This window comes from Kribbella sp. NPDC026611 (assembly GCF_040638345.1).
GTDB lineage: Bacteria > Actinomycetota > Actinomycetes > Propionibacteriales > Kribbellaceae > Kribbella.
Genome location: NZ_JBEZYC010000002.1, coordinates 613,037 through 638,816 on the forward strand (window position 1 = coordinate 613,037; position 25,780 = coordinate 638,816).

General features: G+C 67.2%; 24 protein-coding genes. 9 read left to right on the forward strand and 15 right to left on the reverse strand.

Translation table 11 applies throughout. From position 1 onward, the window contains the following. The first annotated feature begins 20 nt into the window (after nt 1–20). Nucleotides 21–2,645, forward strand: a complete 2,625-nt coding sequence (locus AB0E69_RS09015; RefSeq protein WP_360141906.1) for a DUF1080 domain-containing protein — start codon at nt 21–23, stop codon at nt 2,643–2,645. A 40-nt stretch (nt 2,646–2,685) separates the two neighbouring features. Here AB0E69_RS09015 and AB0E69_RS09020 read toward each other — a convergent pair whose 3' ends face one another. Then, nucleotides 2,686–3,708, reverse strand: a complete 1,023-nt coding sequence (locus AB0E69_RS09020; RefSeq protein ID WP_360141908.1) for a LacI family DNA-binding transcriptional regulator — start codon at nt 3,706–3,708, stop codon at nt 2,686–2,688. Nucleotides 3,709–3,847: 139 nt separating this feature from the next. After that, nucleotides 3,848–4,420 (reverse strand): NADPH-dependent F420 reductase, encoded by a 573-nt coding sequence (locus AB0E69_RS09025; RefSeq protein ID WP_360141910.1) that lies wholly within the window; start codon nt 4,418–4,420, stop codon nt 3,848–3,850. An 89-nt stretch (nt 4,421–4,509) separates the two neighbouring features. Between AB0E69_RS09025 and AB0E69_RS09030 the strand changes: the two genes are divergently transcribed. Further along, complete coding sequence (locus tag AB0E69_RS09030; protein WP_360141912.1) at nt 4,510–4,992, forward strand: MarR family transcriptional regulator; 483 nt, start codon at nt 4,510–4,512, stop codon at nt 4,990–4,992. On the opposite strand, the gene AB0E69_RS09035 is transcribed toward AB0E69_RS09030, so the two are convergent. Genes AB0E69_RS09035 through AB0E69_RS09045 form a run of 3 tightly spaced genes read right to left on the reverse strand, consistent with a single transcriptional unit; the run spans nt 4,970 to nt 7,213 of the window. Further along, nucleotides 4,970–5,998, reverse strand: a complete 1,029-nt coding sequence (locus tag AB0E69_RS09035) for an L-idonate 5-dehydrogenase (protein ID WP_360141914.1) — start codon at nt 5,996–5,998, stop codon at nt 4,970–4,972. The genes AB0E69_RS09030 and AB0E69_RS09035 overlap by 23 nt on opposite strands. A gap of 21 nt (nt 5,999–6,019) precedes the next feature. Then, the gene (locus tag AB0E69_RS09040; RefSeq protein WP_360141916.1) at nt 6,020–6,460 is read right to left on the reverse strand and encodes an SRPBCC family protein; all 441 of its coding nucleotides are present in this window, start codon (nt 6,458–6,460) and stop codon (nt 6,020–6,022) included. A gap of 9 nt (nt 6,461–6,469) precedes the next feature. Continuing rightward, the gene (locus tag AB0E69_RS09045) at nt 6,470–7,213 is read right to left on the reverse strand and encodes a MerR family transcriptional regulator (protein WP_360141917.1); all 744 of its coding nucleotides are present in this window, start codon (nt 7,211–7,213) and stop codon (nt 6,470–6,472) included. Nucleotides 7,214–7,322: 109 nt separating this feature from the next. On the opposite strand from AB0E69_RS09045, the gene AB0E69_RS09050 reads away from it, so the two are divergent. Further along, on the forward strand, nt 7,323–7,751 hold the full coding sequence (locus tag AB0E69_RS09050) for an ester cyclase (RefSeq protein WP_360141919.1): 429 nt from the start codon (nt 7,323–7,325) through the stop codon (nt 7,749–7,751). An 18-nt stretch (nt 7,752–7,769) separates the two neighbouring features. Here the strand turns inward: AB0E69_RS09050 and AB0E69_RS09055 are convergent, their stop codons facing one another. Continuing rightward, nucleotides 7,770–7,937: a hypothetical protein gene (locus AB0E69_RS09055; RefSeq protein ID WP_360141920.1), complete on the reverse strand. Its 168-nt coding sequence runs from the start codon at nt 7,935–7,937 to the stop codon at nt 7,770–7,772. Between the two features lie 262 nt (nt 7,938–8,199). Here AB0E69_RS09055 and AB0E69_RS09060 point away from each other — a divergent pair, with 262 nt between their 5' ends. Continuing rightward, nucleotides 8,200–9,606 (forward strand): M20/M25/M40 family metallo-hydrolase, encoded by a 1,407-nt coding sequence (locus AB0E69_RS09060; protein ID WP_360141922.1) that lies wholly within the window; start codon nt 8,200–8,202, stop codon nt 9,604–9,606. Here AB0E69_RS09060 and AB0E69_RS09065 read toward each other — a convergent pair. Next, the gene (locus AB0E69_RS09065) at nt 9,491–10,642 is read right to left on the reverse strand and encodes a terpene synthase family protein (protein WP_360141924.1); all 1,152 of its coding nucleotides are present in this window, start codon (nt 10,640–10,642) and stop codon (nt 9,491–9,493) included. The genes AB0E69_RS09060 and AB0E69_RS09065 overlap by 116 nt on opposite strands. 45 nt (nt 10,643–10,687) lie before the next feature. Further along, nucleotides 10,688–11,227, reverse strand: a complete 540-nt coding sequence (locus AB0E69_RS09070) for a GNAT family N-acetyltransferase (RefSeq protein WP_360141926.1) — start codon at nt 11,225–11,227, stop codon at nt 10,688–10,690. Between the two features lie 385 nt (nt 11,228–11,612). Between AB0E69_RS09070 and AB0E69_RS09075 the strand changes: the two genes are divergently transcribed. Further along, nucleotides 11,613–12,401 carry a hypothetical protein gene (locus AB0E69_RS09075; protein WP_360141928.1) on the forward strand — a complete coding sequence of 263 codons (789 nt, stop codon included), beginning with the start codon at nt 11,613–11,615 and terminating at the stop codon, nt 12,399–12,401. A gap of 3 nt (nt 12,402–12,404) precedes the next feature. Here AB0E69_RS09075 and AB0E69_RS09080 read toward each other — a convergent pair whose 3' ends face one another. The 6 genes from AB0E69_RS09080 to AB0E69_RS09105 form a co-directional block, all read right to left on the reverse strand. Beyond that, entirely contained in the window at nt 12,405–13,307 is a 903-nt protein-coding gene (locus AB0E69_RS09080) for a pyridoxal-phosphate dependent enzyme (RefSeq protein WP_360141930.1), read from the reverse strand. A gap of 281 nt (nt 13,308–13,588) precedes the next feature. Beyond that, nucleotides 13,589–13,990: a hypothetical protein gene (locus AB0E69_RS09085; RefSeq protein ID WP_360141932.1), complete on the reverse strand. Its 402-nt coding sequence runs from the start codon at nt 13,988–13,990 to the stop codon at nt 13,589–13,591. A gap of 80 nt (nt 13,991–14,070) precedes the next feature. Continuing rightward, complete coding sequence (locus tag AB0E69_RS09090) at nt 14,071–14,610, reverse strand: hypothetical protein (protein ID WP_360141934.1); 540 nt, start codon at nt 14,608–14,610, stop codon at nt 14,071–14,073. A 288-nt stretch (nt 14,611–14,898) separates the two neighbouring features. Further along, nucleotides 14,899–15,642, reverse strand: a complete 744-nt coding sequence (locus tag AB0E69_RS09095) for a hypothetical protein (RefSeq protein ID WP_360141936.1) — start codon at nt 15,640–15,642, stop codon at nt 14,899–14,901. Between the two features lie 29 nt (nt 15,643–15,671). After that, nucleotides 15,672–15,860 carry a hypothetical protein gene (locus tag AB0E69_RS09100; protein WP_360141938.1) on the reverse strand — a complete coding sequence of 63 codons (189 nt, stop codon included), beginning with the start codon at nt 15,858–15,860 and terminating at the stop codon, nt 15,672–15,674. 1,875 nt (nt 15,861–17,735) lie between these two features. After that, nucleotides 17,736–21,158, reverse strand: coding sequence for an error-prone DNA polymerase (locus AB0E69_RS09105; protein WP_360141940.1), 3,423 nt, complete (start codon nt 21,156–21,158; stop codon nt 17,736–17,738). 104 nt (nt 21,159–21,262) lie between these two features. Here AB0E69_RS09105 and AB0E69_RS09110 point away from each other — a divergent pair, with 104 nt between their 5' ends. The 4 genes from AB0E69_RS09110 (at nt 21,263) to AB0E69_RS09125 (ending at nt 23,487) form a co-directional block, all read left to right on the forward strand. Beyond that, nucleotides 21,263–21,925: a hypothetical protein gene (locus tag AB0E69_RS09110; RefSeq protein ID WP_360141942.1), complete on the forward strand. Its 663-nt coding sequence runs from the start codon at nt 21,263–21,265 to the stop codon at nt 21,923–21,925. Between the two features lie 217 nt (nt 21,926–22,142). Further along, a complete protein-coding gene (locus tag AB0E69_RS09115; RefSeq protein ID WP_360141944.1) occupies nt 22,143–22,859 on the forward strand; it encodes a GNAT family N-acetyltransferase in 717 nt (238 codons plus the stop codon). A gap of 2 nt (nt 22,860–22,861) precedes the next feature. Next, nucleotides 22,862–23,080, forward strand: coding sequence for a translation initiation factor IF-1 (infA, locus tag AB0E69_RS09120; protein ID WP_360141946.1), 219 nt, complete (start codon nt 22,862–22,864; stop codon nt 23,078–23,080). Between the two features lie 71 nt (nt 23,081–23,151). Further along, on the forward strand, nt 23,152–23,487 hold the full coding sequence (locus AB0E69_RS09125) for a hypothetical protein (protein ID WP_360141948.1): 336 nt from the start codon (nt 23,152–23,154) through the stop codon (nt 23,485–23,487). Nucleotides 23,488–23,558: 71 nt separating this feature from the next. Here AB0E69_RS09125 and AB0E69_RS09130 read toward each other — a convergent pair whose 3' ends face one another. Further along, nucleotides 23,559–25,778, reverse strand: a complete 2,220-nt coding sequence (locus AB0E69_RS09130) for a transglycosylase domain-containing protein (RefSeq protein ID WP_360141950.1) — start codon at nt 25,776–25,778, stop codon at nt 23,559–23,561. Nucleotides 25,779–25,780 lie beyond the last annotated feature (2 nt).

A 25,780-nucleotide genomic window follows, 5' to 3' on the forward strand; every position in this document is an offset into this window, starting at 1 on the left:
CGCTGAGGGGTGTGGTCCAGATGCTGTCGCGCAGGACATCCAAGCTCGTGACGCTGCTGCTCTGCGTCAGCGCGCTCGTCGCCGGATCCATCGTTCCGGCGGGCGCGTACACCATTGCCGCGCCGTACACTTTCTCGCTCTCGGCGCCGACCCCGGTCGAGGACTTCGGTGACGGCGAGTTCACGGTCGTCAAGGACGGCACCGACCTGTACGTGATCGGCCTGGTCAGCCCGTCGTCCGCACCGCCGCAGACGCCCCGGATCTTCAAGGGCACGTCGATGGACAATCTTGTCCGGCAACCGGATGGAGCTCTCGACAGTTCGTACCCGACCGACCGCGGCGACCGCTACTGGTGGAACGCCGGCGCCTACGTCGACGCGAGCGGCAAGTGGTACGTCCCCACCCACGTCGAGTTCAGCTTCCCGGGCAACGGACTGGCGCCGTTGAAGCGGATCGGGCTGTCCACGAGCACCGACAAGGGCCGGCACTGGCACTACGAGGGCGACATCCTCACCTCGGACAACTCGTACACCTTCTCGGACTTCCACAACTACTACGACTACGGAGTCGGCGAGCCGGCGCTGTACGTGGATACCGCCGGCGGATTCTTCTACGTGTGGTACATGAACACCTGGTTCAGCACCACCGACAACGGCGAGTTCGAGAGCTCTCTTCGGGTCGCCCGGGCGCCGATCAGCGGCAAGATGGCCCCTGGCACCTGGCAGTACCTCTACAACGGGGCCTGGAGCGAGCCAGGCCTCGGCGGCCGGGCCAGCGACCTGCTGCCCAACGCCTCCGGAGTCACCGTTGCCTTCAACACCTCCCTGCAGAAGTTCGTCCTGATCTCGAGCAAGCTGTACTCGCGGCACGCGATCGAGGACGGCGCCTACATGGCGACGGCAACCGACCTGTCGCTGCAGAACTGGACCGGCTTTCACAAGATCAGCGACCAGCTCGACCACTACAACGTCATCACCACCAGCGACGGCACGGGGGTCGGAACGGTCGGCAGCACGATGCGCGTCTACTCGGGCGGCTTCGAGGGCGGCTGCTGCCACTGGGTACGCCGGACGATGACGTTCGGCGCCGGATCGCAGCAGGCGCTAGGCATGGCCGAGCAGCATCTGCCGCGGTACTCGATCAACGACGGCAACCCGTACTGGGACTGGGACGCGACACCACGGCCCACGAGCTACAGCGACAACTTCAACGACGGCGTACTCACCGGCTGGAAGACCTACAACGGAGCCTGGAGCGAAGCCGGCGGCACCTTGTCGGTGGATTCCGGCAGCGGGAACCGTGCGGCCATCGAGGACAAGTGGTTCGACGACTTCACCTTCGATGCGGACGTGCAGGCAACGACCCCCACCGGCAACGCGGGCGTCGTGTTCCGCAACGCGAGCAACGACTACGGCACCGACAACTACCGCGGCTACTACGTCGGATTCGACGGATCGCAACTCGTGCTCGGCCGCGCGGACAACAGCAGCGGCGTGGAACTGAACGCCAACCACGACATCGGCGACTGGACTCCCCTCCAGACTGCCGCCGTGAACGGGGCGCCGAACGTCTTCCATCATCTGCGGATCGTCGCGCACTCCGCGCGCATCCAGGTCTTCTTCGACAACGCCACCACACCGGCGATCGATGCGGTCGACTCGGCCTTCAGCTTCGGCGGGATCGGCGTCCGCACGTTCAACACCGCAGCCAAGTTCGACAATGTCAGCGTCACCCGGAACACGACGCTCAACGCGTACACGCTGTCGGACAACCTCTCCACCACGCAGGGCACCAAAGGGTGGCGGTACCAGCAGCTCAACGGCGGGACGTACACCGACCTGACCTGGAATCAGCAGCTCGGGCAGTGGAAGGGGTCAGCGCCGTACAACCTGGTCTGGGTGCCGTCCTGGATCCATCCTGACCAGAACGCCACGGCCGTCTCCTGGACCGCACCCACGTCCGGGCCGATCGTGATCAACGGTGCACCGCGCAAGGAGTCGGCGGCCGGCGACGGCGTCGACCTGAGGATCATGAAGAACTCGACGCAGATCTGGCCGGCCGGCGGGGTCCAGCATCTCACCGGCACCAGCGAAGTGGCCCACAGCGTCAAGACCACGGTCGCGGCCGGCGACGTCATCCATTTCGTCGTCGACAAGTCCGGTACCAACACCAGCGACGCGACGCTCTGGAACCCGACGATCGAGTACAGCAGTGGCCCGCCGATCGGACAGGTGATCTGGCTGCGGGCGGCCTCGAACGGCCTCAATGTCGTCGCCCGCGCCGACGAAACCGATGCCCCGCTGAAGGCCAAGAGCACGCAGCTCGGCAACTGGGAGAAGTTCCAGGTGCTCGATGCGGGCGCCGGCTTCATCGCCCTCAAAGCTCTCTCCAACAACAGGAACGTCGTCGCGTGGGCGAGCGTGACCGGAAATCCGCTCCGCGCCAACTCGGACGTGCTCGGCGACTGGGAGAAACTGCAATGGATCGACGTGGGCAACGGATCCATCAACTTGAAGGCGAACTCGAACGGGAAGTACGTCGTCGCCCGCGCCGACGAGTCCGAGTCGCCACTCCGCGCCAACAGCGACGTCCAAGGCGACTGGGAGAAGTACAGCTGGGGGCGGTACCTCACCGGAATCTCGTAACCGCGAGAGCCGCGCGGCAGGGCGTCCGTCTCAGCGATCGTCAGCGCTGAGACGGACGCCCCGCCGGCGGCGCCGTCGAACCGCGGACGATCAACTCGGTCGGCAAGGTCATCAGCTCGGGCAGGCCTGGGCGGCCGTCGATCCGGTTCATCAGGTGACGGATGGCCAGTTGGCCCATGTCGTGCAGCGGCTGACGGACAGTGGTCAGCGAGGGGAACGACTCGGCGGCTCGCGGAAGATCGTCGAAACCCACGACCGAAACGTCCGAGGGCACGTTGCCGCCCGCCGCGCGGACAGCGTCGACAGCCCCCACGGCAATCAAGTCAGCGCCCGCGACGATCGCCGTCGGGCCAGCGGCCAGGACTTCGCGCGCGGCGCGAAGTCCGGCCTGGTACGTGAAGTCGCACTCGCGCAGGAGTGTCTCGTCGACGGGCTTGCCGGCAAGCCGCATCGAGTCGAGGAAGCCCTGCCTCCGGGACGCGCTGCTGTCGAAGTCGGGATCACCACCGAGGTACGCGATCCGCTCGTGTCCCAGCGACAGCAGGTGGTCCGTCGCCTGCCGCATCCCGCCGTAGTTGTCCACGACGATCCGGGGGAGGTCGACCTGGAACCGCCGCGGGTCGACCACGATCACCGGACACGTCGCGGATCGCAGCAGGTCGAGTGTGGAGTCCTCGAGCCGCGGCGCCACCAGGACGACGCCGTCCGCAACGCCGACGACCAGTCGCGCCACCCGCTCCTGCTCGCGGGTGGCGTCCTGGTACGACGCGCTGATCAGGACCTCGTACTCGGCCTCGGCCAACTCGTCCGAGATGCCACGGACGATCTCCAGCGCGTACTGCGTCGTGAGATCCAGCGTCAGCACACCGATGAGGCCGGTGCGTCCTGACTTCAGACTCCTCCCGGCGAGGTTCGGCACGTAGCCGAGCCGCTCGGCCACCTTCAGCACCCGGCGCCGGGTCTGTTCCGACGCGCCGGACCGGCCGTTGACGACGTTGGAGACCGTCATTGCCGAGACACCGGCCTCAGCCGCGACCTGGGCGATCGTCACCCGCCGGGTCATGGCACCCCTCCCGCTGCTGAATTGGTCTAGCGCCAGGCGCCGGGCTCAACCTAACCCATCCCACTCCCGCTGGGTGCTCAGAAGCAGAGTCGGCACCAGCTCAACTTTACCGTTACAGTCGCGGCCGGCCGGGATGCGGTCAGACGAGAGCGAAGCCGCCGGTCCAGGCGACCTTCTCGCCGACCGCGAGGGTGAGCTGCAGGAAGGCGGCCGCCTCCAGCTCGCGGGCCCGCTTCAGGCCGCCCGCGTCGACCGCGCGCAGCCCGCCGGCGCTGATGATGCCGGCCAGCTCGGCCTTGGCGTCGACGTCGTCACCGGCGATCAGGACCGTGGTCGGCACGTCGCCCGTCCGGCCGGAGGCCACCGCCGCCGCGAAGGTGGTGTTGAAGGCCTTGAGCACCTTCGAGTCCGGCAGCTTCGCGGCCAGCTCGGCCGCGGCCGAGCTGTCGGCCGGAACCACCAGCGAGTCGAAGGTCTCGAAGTTGAGCGGGTTGGTGATGTCGACCACGACCTTGCCGGCCAGCTGGTCGGCGCGGTCCGCGAGCACCTGCGCCACCGACGGGTACGGCACCGCGAGCACCACCACGTCGCCGCTGACCGTCTTGTCCTTGTCGGTCGAGTTGAAGAGCTCGACCGTGTTGCCGCCCTTGGCGATGACGGCCGCGATCGCCTGACCCATGTTCCCGCTACCGATGATGCTGACGTGCGACATAACTGCTCCCTTTGGTTTGGTTGCGCGTTCAATCATCACCGTCGCGCAGGATGGTTGTAGCTACAACCTTTTGCTGCCAGAATGTTCGGGTGAGCACGCGATGGCTGGACGACGGTGAGATGACGGCATGGGTGCGGCTGGCCGCCGTACTCGAGCTGCTGCCCGGGGTGCTGGACTCACAGCTCCGGCGGGACGCGGAGCTGACCCACTACGAGTACTACGTGATGGCGATGCTGTCCGAGGCGCCGAAGCGGACGCTGCGGATGACGGCGCTCGCGCAGCAGACCAACGCGACGCTGCCGCGGCTGTCGCACGTGGTGAAGCGGCTGGAGGACCGCGGGTACATCGAGCGGTTCCCGTGTCCGCAGGACGCGCGGGCGACGAACGCGCGACTGACCGCCGAGGGCTGGAAGAAGATCCGGGCGACCGCGCCGGGGCATGTGGAGACGGTCCGGCAGCACGTGATCGACGTACTGACACCGGCGCAGGTCGGCGAGCTGGCCGAGATCTGCGGGTCGATCCTCGCCGCGGTCGACCCGGACCGGCGGCTCAGCGGGGTGTACGACCGCTGATCTCCAGCAGCACCTTGGAAGCGGCACCTCGATCCGACGCCAGCTCGAACGCCGCCCGCGCTTCCTCCAGCGGGAAGCTGTGCGTGACGATCGGCGCCAGCCCGATCCCCTCCACCAGCCACTCGATCGCGGTGTCGAACTCCTCGGCGAACCGGAAGGCGCCCCTCAGCGTGAGTTCGCGGGTCATCAGGAGGTTGCCCGGAAAGCCGGTGTCGCCGGGCGGGAGCGTCCCCACCTGAACGACAGTGCCACCACGCCGTACCTGCTCCAGACAGGTCCGCAGCCCACCCGCCGTCCCCGAGGCCTCGATCGCCACGTCGATATCCTCCAGACGCCGGCCGTCGCCCACCTTCACGGTCTCGTCCGCCCCCACCTGCGCAGCAAGCCGCAACGGCGTCTCCTGCAGGTCGGTCGACACCACATACTCCGCACCGGACCTCTTCGCCGCGGCCACGACCAGCAACCCGATCGGCCCCGCCCCGGTCACCAGCACCCGCTTGCCGTCGACCTCCCCGGCCTGCCGCACCGCATGGATCGCCACCGACAACGGCTCGGCGAGCACCGCCGTCTTCAGCTCCAGGCTTTCCGGCAGCACCCGCACCTGGTCCGCCCGGACGACGAGCTCTTGCACGAACCCACCCTGGATGTGCGGGGTGCGGGCCGCGCTCCCGAGATAGTTGCTATAGGCACAGATATTGCTGCGCCCGGCGACGCACTCCGCACAGACTCCACACGTTGTCGCCGGATGAATCCCTACTGCGGTTCCAGTTGACAGGTTGTCCACCCCCGCACCAACCGCAACAATCCGCCCGACCACCTCGTGCCCGAGCACCAACGGTTCGCGGACCCGGAAGTCGCCGACGCCGCCTTCGCGGTAGTAGTGCAGGTCCGAACCGCAGATCCCGCCGTACTCGATCCCCACCACGACCTGTCCCGGCCCCGGCTCGGCCCCGTCCCGCTCCTCGATCCGCAGGTCCCCGGCCGCGTGCACCACACAGGCATACATGGGCACAACCCTAACCACGCGCTAGCGGGACTCGAGCAGGTCTTTCAAGCGTGCCAGATCTCTGGTGTTGGCGCGGCGCATGGCGGCGACCATGACCGGTGCGGCCATGCCCGCGAAGCCGGACGGTTCGCCGCGGTTGCGCAGCGTCATCCGCGTCGCGCCCTCACCGGCATACGCCCACTCGTAGGTGGTCTCCATCGGGAACGGCCCCTCCGCCGTCCGCATCACCAGCCGCTTCCCAGGCTCCAGCGCGACCACTTCGTACGTGTACGCCAGCCGCCGCCCGAGGAACTGCGCGACGAAGTCCAGCTGCGACCCAACCGATATCGGCGGCTCGGTCCGCCACTCGACCGACCGAATGTTCGAATACCACTCCGGCGCGTTCCCCGGATCCCCGACGTACGCCGCCACCGTCTCGACCGGCCGATCGATCACAGTCTCGGTGATCACATCAACACCCATAACCCGACGCTACGCCCTCCGCGCCCTCAGCAGTGCGAGGGCGTCGCGGACGGCCGCGGCCTGGGCCGGGGACAGGTCGTCGAAGTAGACCTCGGCGGCTTGGTGGGCGGCGAGGTGGGACGGGAGGTGCGCGGCGAGGGTGTCGGGGAGGAGAGCGGCGAGCGCCGCGGCTGAGCGTCGTACCTGCGGGTCGTCCGGGTGAAGGTCGGCGAGGGCGTCGAGTACGGCGTACACCTGTGCGGCGTGGGGTCCCATCCCGCGCAGTACCGCCATCAGGTCACCGCGTGTCTCCTCGGGGAGGACGGTGTCGAAGTAGGCGAGGTGCTCGCGGTCCTTCGCGGCCATCGGTGAGTTGGACCGCTCGCCCAGGTCGGCCAGAAGCGCCGTGAGTTCCGGCGACAACGGGCCGTCCGCGGCGAGGTGACCCGCTCGTGCCTGAGCCAGCAAGGCGGCGAGGCGGGTCCGGCGCTCGCCCAGTACCGCCTCCTGCCGTCCGAGATCGTCGTCGAGCTCCTCCAGCACCTCGACCAGGTCGCGCCCTTCGGTGCCGGCGAGCACGTTGCGGACCTCGTCGAGGCCAAGTCCGAGCTCGCTCAGCCGGCGGATCCGGGCCAGCACGACGGCGTCGCGCAGGGCGTACTCGCGGTAGCCATTGCTGCGCCGCGCCGGCTCCGGGAGGAGCCCGAGTTGGTGGTAGTGCCGCACCGCACGCGGGGTGACACCGACCAGGGCCGCGAGCTCACCGATCCGCACGGTCCCAGTGAAAACCATGCCGTCGCGGCAAGGTCAAGCGGCTTGACCTTGCCGCGACGTCAGGGTTTTCACTCAGTCGCATCATTCCCCTGCTTGGAGAGGCGTTGCGATGACGACCAGCACCGAAAAGAATGTCCAGCTGCTACGCACGGCGTTTCGTACGCTCGAGACCGGCGACCTCGACGCCGCCGTGGCCATGCTGGCCGACGACTTCGTCGCCTACCTTCCCGGCAGCAACGAACCCCGCCGCGGCCCGGACATCTGGCGCGCCGGCGCCCAGGCCATGCTGACAGGCTTCCCGGACCTGACCGTCGAGATCCAGGACATCTTCGGCGCCGACGACAAGGTGACGGTCCTGCTCCAGTTCCACGGCACCCACCTGGGCACGTTTCAGGACCTGGAACCCACCGGCCGCAAGGTCACGTACCGAAGCCTCGAGCTCTACCGCATCGAGAACGGCAAAGTCGCCGCCGAGTGGGTCGCCCCGGACGTCATCAGCCTCATGCAACAGCTGACGGATGACGGCCGGTCGGCCTGACTCAGAGCATGCGCAGACTCAGAGCATGTGCAGCTTGTCGAACGGCGACATGACCCGCAGCAGCCGGCCACGCCCGAGATCGACCACGACCGCATACGTACCTTCGACGGCGGTGATCCGGCCGATCCCCTCCTTGTCGTGGGACACCCGGTCACCCGCCTCGAAGGTCTTGACCGGGCTTGCCACCCGAGGCTTGAAAGGACTCGTGGACAGATGACGACGCGTCGTCGCGCGAGAAGGCTCCATAACAAGCCCAGTATGCGCCCCTGGCCGCCCGAGTGCACGCTGACCCGGGGTCTGGCGCCCGGGAACCGTCGAGCTGCTGAAGGATTCCCCTCGTTCGGTTGCCGTTGCCGGCCGGGCGGTGGGTGAGTGCTGTGCAGTCGGTGTGTCCCCGGCGTAGCTTCGGTCGCGACACGATTCGTGCTCGTCTCGAGGAGACACCGCCATGACAGACTCGGGAATCACCCGTCGTGCGGCCCTCACCGGCGCCGCGGCCGCGTTGCCGCTGATCGGGGGTACGACGACGGCGCAGGCCAAGACGGCGTCCGACGGGTTCACCGGCAGACCTGTACCGGCCGACGTGGCCAGGATGCTGCGCGAGATCAGCCCGGCGAACATCCGGCGGACGATCGAGAAGCTGGTCTCGTTCGGGACGCGCAACACGCTGTCGTCCCAGACCGACCCGGACCGCGGCATCGGTGCCGCGCGGGACTGGCTGTTCGACGAGTTCAAGAAGGCGGCGCTCCCGTCCGGCGGCCGGATGACCGTCGAGCTCCAGTCGTACGTGCAGCCGGTCGCGTCTCGGATCCCGGTGCCGACCGTGATCACCAACGTGGTCGCCACCTTGCCCGGTACGGCGCCGGACTCGGTCGCCCGCACCTACGTCGTGAGCGGCCACTACGACTCGATGCCGACCGACCCGACCGACTTCGTCAAGGACGCGCCGGGCGCGAACGACGACGCCTCGGGCGTGGCCGCCGTACTGGAAATGGCCCGGGTAATGGCGACCCGGCAGTTCGACGCGACCGTCGTGTTCATGGCGGTCGCCGGTGAGGAGCAGGGAACCTACGGCTCGAACTTCTTCGCCACCCAGGCCAAGGCCAACGGGAAGAACATCGCCGGGATGTTCACGAACGACATCATCGGCAGCTCGACCGGGCCGGCGGGTGAGCGGGATCCGTTCAGCATCCGGGTCTTCGCCGAAGGCCTGGCGAACCCGGCGAGTCCGCTCGAAGCCGACTGGCGGCGGTTCGGCGGCGACGAGACCGAGTCCCCCTCCCGGCAGCTCGCGCGCTACATCAAGGAGGTCGCCGAGAACGAGGCGACCCACATGAAGGTGAACATCATGTACCGGCGGGACCGCCTCGGCCGCGGCGGCGACCACATCCCGTTCCTGCAGCAGGGGTACTCCGCGGTGCGGTTCACCGAGCCGAAGGAGGACTACCGGCACCAGCACCAGGACGTCCGCGTCGAGAACGGCGTACAGATCGGCGACCTCCCCGAGTTCGTCGACTACGACTACTGCGCCCGCGCCGCCCGGGTCAACGCCGCCGCCCTCGCCGCCCTGGCGCGCTCCCCCGCAGAAGTCCAAGGCGCCCTCATCAACGTCGCCGGCCTCCGCGCAGACACCGAACTCCGCTGGACCCCCAACACCGAGGCCGACTTGGCCGGTTACGAGGTCGTGCTGCGCGCACCCACCGCACCACAATGGGAGCACACGATCGAGGTCGGCAACGTCACCAACACAACCCTGAAAAACGTCTCGAAGGACAACTTCTGGTTCGGCATCCGCGCCACCGACACCCAAGGCAACCGAAGCCCCGTAGCCTCCCCCCGCCCCACCACAACCTAAACCTCCGCCAACGCCACCACATCAGCTCCGACGCGGTCCCCATGCCGGCGACCCACGACTGCTGATCCGCGACGCACCGCATGACCGCAGGCCTACACACAGGCTCGAAACCCAACCGAGCCATCGCCGCGGGCAGCTGGTTCCCCGCAGCCAGCTGATCGGCCGCACGTAAGGCAATGCGCGCACCCACAGCATCAACAGCCTCCTGAGGCCCCAGTTGCTGATGGCGCTCAAGGACTGTCACCAGGTTCATCGGGTCGCCCTTGCGCAGCGAGTGGAGGTCGTCGATCCAGCACACGAGGTCGGCCGTCCCGAGCACCAGCATCTGGTACGCCGGCGCCCGGTACAACACGTCCAGCACCGCGGCCCGCTCGACCATCTCAACGAGATCGAGCATGACCAGCACCGCGGAAGCATCCCGCCGTACATCAATGAAAGCCTCTGGCGTCGGCACGCGGCCCGACACCCGGTACGCACTCTCGGCCAACTGCCCGCTCAACCACCGATCCAGATGGCCGCGCAACCGCCGCACCCAGTACGCCGGACACCCCAAAACCGTGCTACGCAAGAGCTCCCGCAACGCCAGCACCCCCGGATGCCCGTTGCGCGCAGTCGACACCGAATCATCCGCAACAACCTGCCGCAGAGCCCCGACAAGCACCCCATCCTCCGCGACCCGCTGCTCATCGACAACACACAAATACCTGCACCAGTTAGCAACCAACGCCAACCCATGCAACGCAACCCCCGGACAAACCGCCCCCCACAACCCGCTCGCACTCCCCGCCCGCCCCCCACTCAACGTCAACCCGAACCGCAACCCCCACCCCTCACTCAACCGCCCCGCCACCCCCACCTGCAGATGCCTCCCTCCCCCAAACGGCAACCGAACCTCAGGAATCACGCACCCACCAATCCCGACGTTCGGCACCATGAACCCTCCTCCAGCCCAACAACCACGGGGCGACCAGAACGCTCCCACCCTCCGTCCGCACCCCCACCCCAACCACCCCAAACCCCTGTCAAAAACCGGCATGACAACTTCCCGCCCCCCACCGCACCATCAACCTGCCGCCGCGCCTCAGCGATCGATCCGCCGAAGCATGGCGACAAGAACCGGCCCGTCAACAGCCGGCTGCTGCGTACCGATCGACTCATAACCCCACGCCTCGTAGAGCCGCAGCACCTTGCCGTCGCCGTTCAACGCATTGACGAGCAACGAAACCTGTACCTCAGAACGATCACGAAGAAGCTCATCGTGAATCAGCCGCGCATTCCCCCGCCCCCGCCACGGCTGACGGACCATGATCTCCTTCACTGCCACAGTCGGCGTTTCTGTGCAGCCTTCGGGAAGCGGAGTGGCCATCCGTCGCCACCAGCGGTCGTCCGACGTCAACGTGTTCGCATAAGCGAACCCCACCGGCTCACCGTCGTCGTACCCCACGACAACTTCCCACCCAGGGTCGCCCGCATGCCGAGCAAACTGCTCCCCAAACCGCTCAACCGAGTAATGCGGCAAATGAAGCTGATCCGCCCGCACATCGGCATAAACCTCAACCAACGTGCTCCACACGTCATCGATCGCAATGAAGTGGCGCAGCGCAACCCCGTCAGAACTCATAGAACCTTCCTCTTACTCATCGGGCCAGTCGGGGTGCGCGAGGTCGCCGTCGTCGAACCACTCGGCCCCAGCGTCATCCCTGTGCGGCCCCTGGTGGTAGCCGAGGACACAAGCCATCTGAGTCCGTGGATTCCGTCCATCACACGCCAGTTCCTGCGCGGAACGCAGTACCGGCCACTCCTGCACGCGCTCCTTGCTCAGGTCCACTTCCCCGCCCTCCGTTCTCAGCATCGTTTGGAGCGGCCAGGGCGACGGGGCAGGAGAATCGCACACCGCTTGGCGCACGCTCGGGCTCACCCACCGCCCTGACCGTGCTCCAAATCTGCCGTCAACAGCGCGTACGAACCACCGCGAGAACCAGTGACCATTGGCTACAAAACTCCCCGTGCAACAGGGAGATTTGTGGCACCATGAAGATATGAGCAGTAGCGCCGGCACACGTGCTTCGGGGACGAGCAGTCTGCGCCGGGAGCGACGCGAGTGGTCCGCCGATCTCCGCAGCCACGGATCAACCTGGGTTGAGATCGCTGATGCCTTCGCTGACAAGTACGGCGTCAACCCGCGCGTGGCGCTACGCCTCGCACACGACTGGAGCCAGCGCGACGCCGCAGATCAATGGAACCGTCGCTGGCCTGACGAGCCCAAGACCTTCAAGAACTTCTCTTACTGGGAGCAGTGGCCGGCGCCGACCGGCTACGCCCCGTCCCTCGACGTTCTTGCCAGACTGGCCGAGCTTTATCAATGCGCGGTCGCAGATCTCGTCACTGATCTCGCCGACTACTCAGCCCTGGACACAGCTCGAGCCACCAGCGGCAACCTCGGCGGACTATGGCTCTCCCGCTACACCTACTTCTCCTCCGGCCGCGACGCGAACCTCCACGGCGAACACCCGATCCGCCTCTACCACCTCGGAAGCCGGCTCCACGGAAGCACCGACCCTGCCGAGGGCGAATCAAGGCTCACGCTTGACCTGTCCGTCCGCGGAGCCATCGCCACCGGAACCTGGAACGAGCGAACGGCCGCCACCGGCTACTACCGCGGCGCCGTCTACCACGGCACCGTCCAACTCGTCGTCAGCCCGCACGCCCGCGGCATGAACGGCCGTTGGCTTGGCTTCGGCAAGAACTTCAAGGTCAACTCAGGCGACTGGCACCTCGAATGGCTCGAGGCTTGACGATCACACCTCGGGCACGTCGCCCGACCCACTGATCAACGCCACAATCGTCGTACCGCGCGCGAACGTCCCGCGTGCCACCTGGTCGAACAACGCGTACATCATCTTCGCCTCGTACACCCAGTCCAATCGCAGACCGTGCCGGGCCTCGAAGTCGTCAACGAACGCATCCAACTCCGGACTCCGCTTCGCATAACCCCCGAAGTGGTAGTCATTCTCAAGCCGCCATGACCCTTGCCGCCCGCCGTAGACCTGCCGCTGCAACCCGACGATCTCCCCTTCCAGGAACTCGCCACCCTTCAACACCGGAACCCCAACTACAGACTGATCCGGACCCACCCCAGCGGCCACCCCCGCAAGCGTCCCGCCAGTCCCCACCGCACAGAACAAGACGTCGAACGACGACCCCAACTCCGCCGGCAGCTCCGCACACCCACGTACGGCTTCGGCATTGCTGCCACCCTCCGGGATCAGGTAGAACTCGCCGAACTCCGCACGCAACGCATCGACCACAGCATCCGACCGCTTCTCCCGGTACGTCGCGCGATCGAGGTACGTCAGCCGCATCCCCCGCGAAACCGCATACCGCAGCGACGGATTGAGTGGCAGATGCTCCTCACCCCGGATCACCCCAATCGTGCGGAATCCGCAGTACTCGCCAACTGCCGCGGTCGCCCGAACATGATTCGAATACGCCCCACCGAACGTCAGCAGCGTTCCGAAGCCCAGCTCCCGAGCAGTAGCGACGTTGTACTTCAACTTCCGCCACTTGTTCCCCGGCACCTCAGGATGAATGAGATCGTCCCGCTTCAACAGCACCCGAACCCCCGCAGCCGTCAGCCGCTCGTCACCAACCTCCACCACCGGCGACGGCAACCGAAGCCCCGCAATCACCCCATCCTCCACCCCACCACCATCCCACGCCCACCGAGCCGCTCCCTCGCCCCGCACCTCATCCACCAACTCGAATCGATCCGCACAACGGCGCCGAAGACACCCACCACCTGACCAACCTGACCCCAGACCTCGACCACAAACTCAAGCCCGCCCTCAAAGCATCTGCCAAGAAGCTGGCTTTGTAGCCGTGCCCGCCACCAACAGCTGCCTCGCGCGTGCTGGCCAAGTGCAAGTCCCCCGCGCCGCCTGACCCACTAGCTGAACGCTGGGGCGCGGTCGGTCGGAAAGTGTCAGGCGGACTGCGGTTGCCAGGATGTCGACGGTTCGGTGGCAAGTGCGGTTCTGATTCGACCGATCGACCATCCGTAGCGGCTGACGAGCTCGAACGACGGATGTGAGCGCAGCACGCGCGCGAGTTGTCTGCGCGCCGTCGTACTCAGGTGCAACGCATCACCAATTGCGCGCATCGAGGCGTCCGGGTGTCGCACCAGGTACGACGCAACGCGAAGCTCCAATCGACTTGGATCCGGCGTGAACACAAGTCGGCCATCCATGAGCGCGCGGTGAGCCAGGTTTCCAAGCTTGATGTTGGCATTCAGGCGTCCTACCACAGGGCCGATGCCGTCAGCGACACCCTGACGCCGCGTTGGCGAGGCAAGAAGCAGATAGGCACCGATGCCGGAAGCGAGCACGAAAGCTGTCCATACGATGGCGGGTCGGGCGTTGAAGCGAGCGGATGCCCACAAGACTCCGGCCCTGGCGCCGGCTCCAGTCAGCCCGATGGCGAGATAGCGGCTTGTTCGGACTCGCGGTGCACTGAGACCGCAGTCAGTTGCGCGATCCGTCGGTAGTAATCGGCCTTCGTGGCGGGGGCAAGGCGAGGATGGCGCAAGTGCCTGTCATGAGAGTAGATAGCTGCGGCTGAGACGAGTCTGGCCAGCTGTGCATGCGCAACGTCATCGGCATCACGGACGTCTGATGCATCAGGCATCCACTGCTCCGAACCATGCGGTGGGGTGGCCACAACCGCGATTCGAGGCAGGTACTCGTCGGTGATGAGCCGACGCAAAGCATCGTGGTCGACTCCGTGCCGGCGAGCGTTCGGAGCCGACATCCTGCCAACCTCAAGGAACGCCTGCTCTGACATCACACCGATCCCCGAACCGGCATCGATCGCACGCAGCCACTCCGAACGTCGGCCCGATGCCAGGACATAGCAGGCATCGTTCAGCAACGCGTCCGTGTCGACGACAAACACCTCTGGGCCCAATGCCCAGAGGTCATCCGGCAACACACTTGCAGCAGTCAGCACAAGCCGAGACTAGAGCCACCGACCGACACTTTCACCGATTTATGCGCACGACGCTCACTCAAGTGTTGACCTGACAGGCGGTGCGAGCCAGATGATCGGCGTCACACCCCGTCATCGAGCGAGCATGCCGCTTGGGGATCTGTTCGCTAGCGACCTTGTAGCTTGCGGTAGCCGACGTCTCGACTGCCGGCCGATCTGCTCACCTCGCTCTAGCGAGTCGAACCGGGGTGGGCAGCCTGATACCAGTCCGGGCCGCTTAAGAGGCTCGTGTCCCGCGGGTCCACCTCTTCAGGCAACGACGTACCAATGCGACGCCAGCGGCGGCCCTGAAGATCGGTGAAGCTGAAGATCGGCACCGGGGACCCACCGGCGCGCCAGCTCCGGATCGAGCGGAGGATCGTACGACACGTCGACCGGCAACCGGCCTTCGGCGCCGGATGGCGCCAGGTGATCCGGAACCCGATAGTCCTCCCACAGGTCGGCTGGGTCGTCGAACTTCCAGTCCGCGGTTCCGCCCTCCGGATGGAGAAAGGTCTCCAGCCGCGGGTGGATCACCGGATGAGCGCCATAGTTCTTCATCACCATCCACCACTCGGGGCTGATGCCGTTCGGATCATAAGGCGGCGCCTCGACCTCCCCGAGAACCAAGCTGGCCTCACGGATCCCTTGTTGCCGCGCTGCCTGCGCCTCGCGTTGCTCGCGCTCGAGGGCGTCGGCGCGGGCACGGTTCTCCCGCTCACGGGTCTCGACAATCTCGCGCTCCTGAAGTGCCAGGCGCTCGGCTATCGCTCGCTGACTGCGTTCACTCGCCTCGGCGATCGCGCGATTCCGGCTGGCCTCCGCCTCCCGATTCGCGATGTGCAACGCGACCATGACCGCGGCAACGGTCCCCGCGGCTCCGAGCCACTCGCCCAGCGCACCCCAGGCATCCGTGTTGATGCCCTGCCCGAGGAATATGCCGACTCCGAGACATACCATCCCGGCCGCTGCCGCAACCGCCCACCGAAACCAACTTTGCGCCTGCTTACCCACAGCCGAGGATCTCACGCCCGGCCCTGCGCTCAGGGGCGCCACTTCGCAAGCAGCGTGCACGTCGCGCCCCACAGAGTCCCGATGACCGCGGCAGGCAGGGGTTCGCCCAGCGCCGCCAGTGCGATCACGGCACCGAACGCGACCACGGTGACGACCAGTACCACCAGCGACAGTTGACCGAAGGGCGACCCACCCGAGGGGTGCGGACCGACGCTCATCTTCCTACTCCGTTCTCGATTCGTTCGAGGTCCAGAGTGAGCGATCCGTCCCGTAACCTCCAGCTCGGGCAAGCGGCCACCGAAGCGGTGTGAATCGACCAGCAAAGCGGTTCATATTCTCCTCCTAGGAATCTAATCTAGGTAGCACGTATGCACCGCTTCGGTGGTCGCCGCTTCAGTGGGGGAATTGGATGCCAGATTCACCGGACACGACCGTCGCGCGCCGCCGCGCGTGGGCTCAGCGAGTTGCGGACTCTCACCGAGAAGACCGTGCACATCGGGCCGACCAGCTCGCGAATCGCGCCAGGCTCGACCCGGCGCTCAAGCTCTACAAGGCCTCATTCGGACATCTCCACGACGTCAGAATCAGGACGGGCTATCTGCTACTGGAGAATGGACGCGATTTCGAACGCGATCCGGACCCAGCGCGCGCACCACGACTCGCCGCCGTGAACGAAGGTGTCCTGCGAGAGACGTTGCAGGACGATGTCGATACCCGGCCTCCGTTGACCGTCCTGTCCCGACGTGGCGAGCTGGCGCTACGCCTCCACCTTTCGGCCTTGTACGTCGCGTCGAACGTGGGCAGAGCAGGCCAACGATTCAACGCTGAGATCCACAACTACTCCGGAGCGCAGAGCTGGGCCAACCTGACCGCAGTCCCAGGTCACGACCCGGAAAATCGACGGCGACGAATCGTCCGAGCTGTCCGGCGGCTGGCGGACTTGCAACTCGCATACCAAGCCGACACAAAGTCGGCTGGCTGGGATCGCTGGGGCCCGCTCAACGAGACCCGGAACGACCAGCGATACCTCGTACCCCGCCCTAGCGAATCCACGCTAGCCATTCCTGCTGCGTTCTTCCAGAACGGCTGGCACCTCGTACTTCGTCCTGCCGAGATTGTCACACTGCTGATGTTCGCCAACCTCGCGCAGCGTCACTCAGCCACCCACCTGGAACGGGGAGTCGGTGCCGCGAACACGACCCGACGCCGGTACTACGGCGTCACTCCCGAGGTATACGAGACTCACAACGAACTCCGGGAGTTCGGTTTCCTTGACCTGCAGCCTGGCAGTGTGCACGCAGAGCGGCGCGCAGGTCGCGTACGAGCCGACATCGCCACCGCGCACCGCGAGGGACGCTCTCAAATGGAGGCACTTCGCTTCAAGGTCGTCTGGGAGGCAGCCCGGAACGACGCAGCCAAAACCGTGCGCAGAGCATTCCTCAGCCATCCGGTTCCCCCACGCCTCACCGAGTGGTCAGTACCCCGAACGGCCCAGAACAGCGTGGACATGGAGGGTTGAGGACCGCGCGCGAGTCAGGCGGTGTTGCGCATGTAGTCCGCGATAGAAGGTGTTCGGATCGGTCTCGTTCAGCCCCCGTCCCGCAGAAGAGTATCCACGAGGTCTGGATCGGCAGGGCGAGCGAGCCGACCGAGATCATGTCGGCCAAACCGTTCATGACGTCGTCGGCACGGTCGGGAAGGTCCACGCCGTGTGGCTAACGATTAGGGCCCTTCTGTCAAGTACCTCCACAGATTGATCGCCCTTCTAGACCAGGACCTCAATCGCTGGCGCGGAACGAACAGCGACAATACTTCTGCCCCTGCTTTTTTGCGGGTAAGCGACATTCACGCCAAGAATCTTCACCCGTCAAGGGATCCGATCGCCTCTTCACGGTTTGTTTGCTGTGTACCTTCGCGTGTGATCAGGTCAGGCGCCGCCGGAGGCGGCCGATAAGACTGCCGCCGCGAAGCGGTGTCCGGTCGCCTGTCCACAGTTTGTTTGCCGTGTACATGGGCGCGTGATCAGCTCCCGCGCCGCCGGAGGCGGCCAAAAGAACTGCCATCGCGGAGCGATGTCCTTTTTGCGATGTTCGTTATCTGAAGTCTCGGGACTTGAGGGGCGCGGTTAGGGGGAGGCGTTGTAGGTGGTCGGCGGAGAGGTTGGTTACTTCGCCGGCTCGTTCTACTCGGCCTCGGATGATCATGGCGGAGGCGTTGCGGGCTACGGTGGCGTGGCGGTGCCAGCAGCCGACGGTGATGACTATGTTGGCCATGCCGGTTTCGTCTTCCAAGTTCATGAAGGTGACGCCGGAGGCGGTGGCTGGGCGTTGGCGGTGGGTTACTACGCCGGCTACTCGGACGCGGGCGCCGTTGGGGGCTTCGCGGAGTTCGGCGGCGGAGAGGATGCCTTCGGCGCGGAGCTGGTCGCGGACTCGTTGCATGGGGTGGCTGGTGGTGGTGATGGAGGTGGACCACAGGTCGGCCATGTCGGCTTCGATGTCACTCATGCCAGGGAGGGTCGGCGGCGGGCCGGCGGCGGTGATTCCGGCCAGTTGGCCGGGGCGTTCCTCGGCGGCGCGGCCTGCTTCCCAGAGGGCCTGGCGGCGGTCGAGGCCGAAGCAGTCGAAGGCGCCGGCGGTGGCCAGCGCCTCAACCTGAGCCGCGGTGATTCCGGTACGGCGGACCAGGTCGGCCATCTCCGTGAACGGTCCACCCCGCTCCCGCTCCTCGATGATCAGCTTCGCGCCCTTCTCCCCCACCGTCCGTACCTCGGCCAGCCCCAGCCGAACCGCAAAAGCCCCGTCCCGCCGATGCACGGTCGTATCGAACGCCGCCTTCGGATCGAATGGCCCCACCAACGGCTGCGGATCCGCCAAACACCCCGGAGAACCGGTCGGCCCGCTCAGCTCCTGCCCCTCGACCAGGACCTCCAGCCCCGCGTCGACCCCGGACAGGTGCAGGTGCGGACGCCGTACTTCGACCCCGTGCCGCCGCGCGTCCGCGACCAGCGACTGCGGCGAGTAGAACCCCATCGGCTGCGCCCGCAGCAGCGCGGCCAGGAACGCGGCCGGATAGTGCAGCCGCAACCACGTGCTGGAGTAGACGAGCAGCGCGAAGCTGATCGAGTGCGACTCGGCGAACCCGAAGTTCGCGAACGCCTCGATCTTGGCGTAGATCTCGTCGGCCAGGTCACCGGCGATCCCGTTCCGCGCCATCCCGGCGTACAGCTTCTCGCGCAGCGACGAGATCTTCTCGATCCCGCGCTTCGAACCCATCGCGCGGCGGAGCAGGTCGGCCTCGTCGCCGTCGATCTCGCCGACCGCCATCGCCATCTGCATCAGCTGCTCCTGGAACAGCGGCACCCCCATGGTCCGCTCCAGCACCGGCCGCAGCTTGGGGTGCAGATAGGTGATCGGCTCCTCCCCGGTCCGGCGACGGATGTACGGGTGCACCGCGCCGCCCTGGATCGGGCCGGGCCGGATCAGCGCGATCTCGGTGACCAGGTCGTAGAACCGCCGCGGTTTCAGCCGCGGCAGCGTCGCCATCTGCGCCCGGGACTCGACCTGGAACACGCCCACCGAGTCGGCCCGGCAGAGCTGGTCGTAGACCCCGGCCTCCTCGCGCGGGATCGTGTGCAGCTCCCACGACTCCCCGAGCTGGTCGCGGACCATGTCCAGGCAGTACCGCAGCGCGGCCAGCATGCCGAGCCCGAGCAGGTCGAACTTGACCAGCCCCATCCAGGCGCAGTCGTCTTTGTCCCACTGCAGGACCGTGCGCTTCTCCATCCTGGCGTGCTCGATCGGCACCACCTCGCCGACCGGACGCTCGGTCAGCACCATCCCGCCGGAGTGGATGCCCAGGTGCCGCGGGAACTTCAGCAGCTCGGTCGCCATCGTCACCACCCGCTGCGGGATGTCGTGCTCGGTCGAGGTGATCTCGGGGCTCCAGCCGTCCACCTGTTTCGACCACGCGTCCTGCTGACCGACGGAGTACCCCAGGGCCTTGGCCATGTCGCGGACGGCGGACTTCGGGCGGTAGGAGATCACGTTCGCCACCTGGGCGGCGTTGTGCCGGCCGTACTTCTCGTAGACGTGCTGGATCACCTCCTCCCGTCGGCCGGAGTCGAAGTCGACGTCGATGTCCGGCTCCTCGGCCCGGGTGGTGGCCAGGAACCGCTCGAACGGCAGGTTGTAGAGGATGCTGTCCACCGCGGTGATTCCGAGCGCGTAGCAGACCGCCGAGTTCGCCGCCGAGCCACGGCCCTGGCAGAGGATGCCCTCGTCGTGCGCGAACCGGACGATGTCCTCGACGATCAGGAAGTACCCCGGGAAGCCCTTCTCGTCGATCACGGCCAGCTCGCGCTCCAGCCGCTGGTACGCGTCCGGCCGCTGCTCGGGCGTCCCGTACCGCTTCGCGGCGCCCCGGAGCGTCAGCTCCCGCAGCCACGACATCGGCGTGTGCCCGTCCGGTACGTCGCGCAGCGGCAGCTTCGGCTTCGCCCGCGCGAGGTCGAACGCGAGCTGGTCCGCCAGCGTCACCGAGCGCGCCACGGCACCGTCGTACCGCCGGAAGCGGGCGGTCATCTCCGCGCCGGACCGCAGGAACGCCGCCCCGCTCGGCGGCAGCCAGCCGTCCATCGCGTCCAGGTCCCGCCGGGCCCGTACGGCGGCCAGCGCGGACGCGAGCTTGTGCCGGTCCGGGGTGGCGTAGTGGACGTTGTTCGTGGCGACGACCGGGAGACCGCGGTCGGCGGCCAGGCCGGCCAGGATCCGGTTCCGGCTGGTGTCGGCGGGCAGGTGGTGATCGATCAGCTCGACCACGACCCGGTCCTGGCCGAACAACGCCGTCAGCCGGTCCAGCTCCCGGCCCGCGGCCGCCGGACCGTCGGCCTGCCCACCCAGCTCGAGCGCCTGCCGGACCAGGCCCTTCCGGCAGCCGGTCAGGATCATCCAGTGGTCGCGGTACTGCGCCAGCTCCTCCAGGTCGTAGACCGGCTTGCCCTTCTCACCTCCGGCGAGCTGCGCCTCGGTGATCGCGCCGGCGAGCTTGTGGTACCCCTCCTGCCCCTCCGCCAGCACCAGCAGATGACTGCCCTCCGGATCGGCCACACCGTTCTGCGGACCGGTCAGACCGAGGGACAGCTCGGCACCGAGCACAGTGGGCAGCGAGTACGCCGCCGCAGCCTCGGCGAACCGGGCCGCGCCGTAGAACCCGTCGTGGTCAGTCAGCGCCAACGCATGCAGCCCCTGCCGCACCGCAGCCTCCACCAGCTCCTCAGGCTGCGAGGCACCATCCAGAAACGAGAAGTTCGAGTGCACGTGCAACTCGGCATACGGCACCGCAGACTCAGGACGCCGGACCACATCCGGCACATACGGCCCCCGATGCTGCGACCATGCCGGACTGTCCCCACCATCAGCCGTAATCGGCCGCGCACCATGACTCCCCGGCCGCGACCGATCAGACAACTTCCGCTCGAGCTCCGACCACTTGATCGGCGGATTGTTGTAGCCCATGCCACATATTAGAACATGTGTTCCCATAGCTGCCGCCGGCTATCCACAGCACTCCCCTTGCTGCCGGGTCGGTCCGCACCCATCCTCGGACCATGGGAGGGGACATGGACGAGCCACGGGCGCTTCGGCGGGCGGCGTGGGCCGGGGCCGCTTCGGTTGTGTTGCTTGCTGTGGGGGTGGCGCTGGGGTATCTGGTCGGCGTCGACGACCCGAGCATGTCGGACTCCGACATCCTCCGGAGGCTCAACGACGACGGGCGGCAGGTCGCTGCGGGCTTCGCGCCGCCGGTGCTGGCTCTGGGGATCGCGCTGTTGTTGTGGTTCGCGACCGGTCTGCGGCGCGTGCTGGACCGGCTGTCCGGCGGCGACCCGCTCGCGCACGCGATCGTGCCGGCGGCGGCGCTCTTCGGCGGGCTGACAATCACCGGTGTCTCGCTCGATGTTGCGAGCGCGTTCGCTGCCTGGTCCAACGAGTTCACCGCCGACCCGAACACCGTCCGCGCGCTCGGCATGGCGGGGCAGGTCCTCGCGCTCACCGGCCTGATCGGCTGTGGGGTTGTGGTCGCCGTCACGACGCGGATCGCCGGGCAGGCCGGTGTCCTGCCGACGTGGGCGACGTGGGTGTCGTACGCGGTCGCCGTACTGTGCCTGTCCGGCTTCTGGAGCGGAGGCATGGCGTCCGCGGCCTTCGCGCTGTGGCTCATCGGCGCCGTCATCGGCGTACTGCGCGCAACACCAGCTCTGGAAGCAGTCCACCCGACCGACTGACGCCGGCAAAATCAATGGCCGGTGCGGCGATCGGCTTGGTAGCGTTTCGTTGTCCGTGACGTCACGCCTGGAGGTGATGCCCCCATGAACGCTGCACAGCAGTGGGTGCTCCCCTTCCCGTGGTCACGGCCGGGCGGCTGACGTAGGTGTCGCCGGGAGCGCCTGTAGACGCTCTCGGAAGGAAACACCTATGTACGTCAATCCAAGTCTTGATGCGGTGACTGTCGCACGCGTCGCCGACAATCAGTGGCACGCCATCGAGGACGACCTGGTCGTCGGGCGTGGGTTTGCCTCGCGCCGGCTCGACGGGCGGACCTTTCTCAGTATCGACACCTGGCGAACCGCCGTCTTCGACCGGCTCGCCGCGGCGATGCTGGTCGATCAGCCGGGCCCGCGGTACACGGTGGTCGATGAGGCCGAGCGCGACCTCACGGCGAGCTGGGAACGCGCCGGGTTCGTCGTCTGGCGTCGCGAGATCGAGTACGTCGTACCCACCGACCTCCCACAGACCGAGCCGCCACGAGGTGTAAGTATCACGGGCGACGCCGAGGTGGAGCAGTTGCGCGAGCTCGACCGGGCGATTCGCGCCGAGGTCGAGGCGACCGTCGGCTGGCACACCATGCCCGCCGAGGTGCTGTCCCAGCGGTCGCCGGTCGACCCGGCGAACTACACCGTCGCCGTGCGCGACGGCCGGTACGTCGGACTGGTGCGCGTTGCGACCAGGACCCGGAGGCCGCGCATCGGGTTGATCGCCGTCCTGGCCGCCGAACAACGGCGTGGCATCGGCCGGGCCTTGCTCGGACGGGTGCTGGGCGACCTGCGCCAGGCGGGCACGGTCGAGGTCACGGCGGAAGTCGACGAGAGCAACACTGCCGGGACGGCGCTCTTCAGCGGCGCTCGGCGCACCGGCCGCAGCCTGGAACTGAGGGCCTGACCATGCCCAAGACAGGTATCGAGATCGAGGGCACCGTCGTCGAGTGCCTTCGCAACGCACGCTTCCGGGTCGAGCTCACCAACGGCCACAAGGTGCTCGCCCACATCAGCGGGAAGATCCGGAAGAACTACATCAAGATCCTCCCCGAGGACCGCGTCCTCGTGGAACTGAGCCCCTACGACCTCGACCGCGGCCGGATCATCTTCCGCTACCGAAACTGACCTCCATCTCACACGCTACCCGTCGACATCAAGACTAGAACATCTGTTCGATCAGGCGTTAATCTGAAAACATGCTTGGTCGGTTCACGGTACGCCCGTCCGACGACGGATCCGAGGGGTTCGGCGTCTGGGACGGTGCGGTCAACGGGTGGCGTGCGACAGGTCTCGACGACGAGGAGAAAGCCAACGAGTTAGCAACCGATCTCGACGTCCAGTACGACGCCCACGGTCCGCGGGCGGCCGACAAGGTCCGCTACGTCGACCCGGCCCAGGAGGTGCAACGCGCCGCCTGGGCCACCGGGCAGCTCGACGTCTGGATCAACGACAACGGCGAATGGCTGGGCCGGTTCCGCGACAAGTCCGGCCACCTCACCTGGGTCCCCGGCACCGACCTCAGACCACTCTGACCCCGGCAAGCTGACCGGCAAGCTGACCGGCAAAGCCAACCGTCGGCCAGGCCGTCCTGACGCCGCCCGGACTAACGCCGGTGCGGCTTCGTCGGCTTGGTCGGCTTGGTCGGTTTCGTGGGCGTCGTGGGTGTCGTCGTCGGCGTGGTCGGTTTCGTCGGCTTGGTCGGCTTGGTCGGCTTACCGGTCTTGCCGGGCTTCGTCTTGTCGACCGGCGGCGGCGGGTTGGGGTCGCCGATGAGCCGCTTCGGCGGCGTCACGAAGTGCGGCGCGGGCATGCCCTGCAGCGCCAGCTGCATCGCCGACTTCCACAGCGGCCCCGCCGTCCCCGAGCCGGTCGGATCCGAGATGTCCACACCGTCCAACGTGTGGTGATACATCAGGTTCGTGTACGGCAGCGAAGCGTCCGCGACCACCGCCGCCGCGGCCAGGTTCGGCGTATAGCCGGCGAACCACACCGCCAGGTTCTGCTGAATCGTGCCTGTCTTCCCAGCCATCGCCCGCGTTCCGAACCGCAGATGCCCGCCCGTCCCGCCGGGGTCCATCACCGCGCTCAGCACCCGGTTCACGCCGTCCGCGACCGCCCGCGGCAGCACCTGCTTGCAGTCGAACCCGGGCCCAGGGATCGGCCGCCCCGACTTGTCCCGCACCGACGTGACCACGATCGGCTTGCAGTACTTCCCACGCGCCGCGAACGTCGCGTACGCGTTCGACAGCATCAGCGGCGTCACGTACCCGACGCCGAGCGTCATCGACACCACCTGGTCGAGCGGCTGCCCGTTCTGCGCGTTGTACATCCCCAGCCTGGCCGCGATCTGCGCGATCGGGCACAGCCCGGTCTTCTCCGACAACTGCAGGAAGTACGTGTTGGTCGAGAACCGCGCCGCCTCGACCATGGTCAGGTCACCGCTGTGGGTCGAGTTGTGCGGCTGGTACGTCGGATCGCGCGTCGTCCCGTGGCAGGTCCGGAACTTCTTGTCCCGCAGGTCGATCTGCTCCGGCGAGTTGATCCGGTAGTCCATCGCGATGCCCTTGGACAGCGCCGCCGCGATCGTGAACGCCTTCATCGTCGAGCCGTTCTGGAACCCGCCGTACCCGCCCGCGTACGACTTCTCGACGTTGTAGTTGTAGTTCGTGTGGTTCCGCCCGTTCCCGTACGGCTTGCTCTGCACCATCGCCTTGACCAGCCCGGTCCCCGGCTCGACGATCGTGATCGCCGCGGCCGCGGTGTCCGTCATCCGGCTGTGCTTGTCGATCGACGCCTGCGCGGCCGCCTGGATCCGCGGGTCGATCGAGGTCCGGATCAGCAGGCCGCCGGTCTTCAGGTAGTGGTCGCGGTCCTTCTCGGTCGGGCCGAGGGCCGGGTTCGCCAGCAGCTTGCTGACCACGTACTCGCAGTAGAACGGGTACCGCGAGTTCGCGCAGCCGTTCGGCACCGGCTCGACCATGGCCGGGTTGATCACCGGCGTCCGCAGTGCCTGGTTGGCCTGGCGCAGCGTGATCACGCCGAGTTCGAGCATCCGCCGGATCACGATGTCCCGGCGGGCCTTCGCCCGGGCCGCGTTGTTGGTCGGGTCGTAGCCGGTCGGGTTCTTCACCAGGCCGGCCAGCAGCGCCGCCTGGGGCAGCGTCAGCTTGGCGGCCGAGGTCCGGTAGTAGTGCTGCGCCGCGACCTGGATGCCGTACGCGCCGTCACCGAAGTTGGCCAGGTTCAGGTACCGCTCGAGGATCTCGTTCTTGGACAGGTCGCTCTCGACGGCGATCGCGTACCGCAGCTCGGTCAGCTTGCGCTCGTAGGTGACCGCGGTGGCCTTGGTCCGCTCGTCGGCGGTCCGGGCCTTCTCGACCAGGCTCATCTTGACGAACTGCTGGGTGATGCTCGAGCCGCCCTGCTGCACCGAGCCCTCGGTCTGGTTGCGCAGCATCGCCCGCAGCGTGCCCTTGAAGTCGAGCGCGCCGTGCTCGTAGAACCGCGAGTCCTCGATCGCGACGATCGCCTTCTGCATGATCGGGCTGACCGCGGACAACGGCACCGGGACCCGGTTCTGCTCGTACAGCGTCGCGATCAGCGAGCCGTCCGCGGCCAGGATCCGGCTCCGGACCGGGAGTGGATCCGTCGTGAACTCGCGCGGCAGGTCCTGCACCGTCGCCGCGACCTCGGCCGATCCCCGCCCGGCGAAACCGGCGAGCGGGATGATCAGTCCGGCCGCGAGCGCACCCGACAGCACGCTCACGCCGAAGAACGTGAGCAGCGACCGAGCCCAGTTGCGACCGCCCCTGTCGGTACGCATAC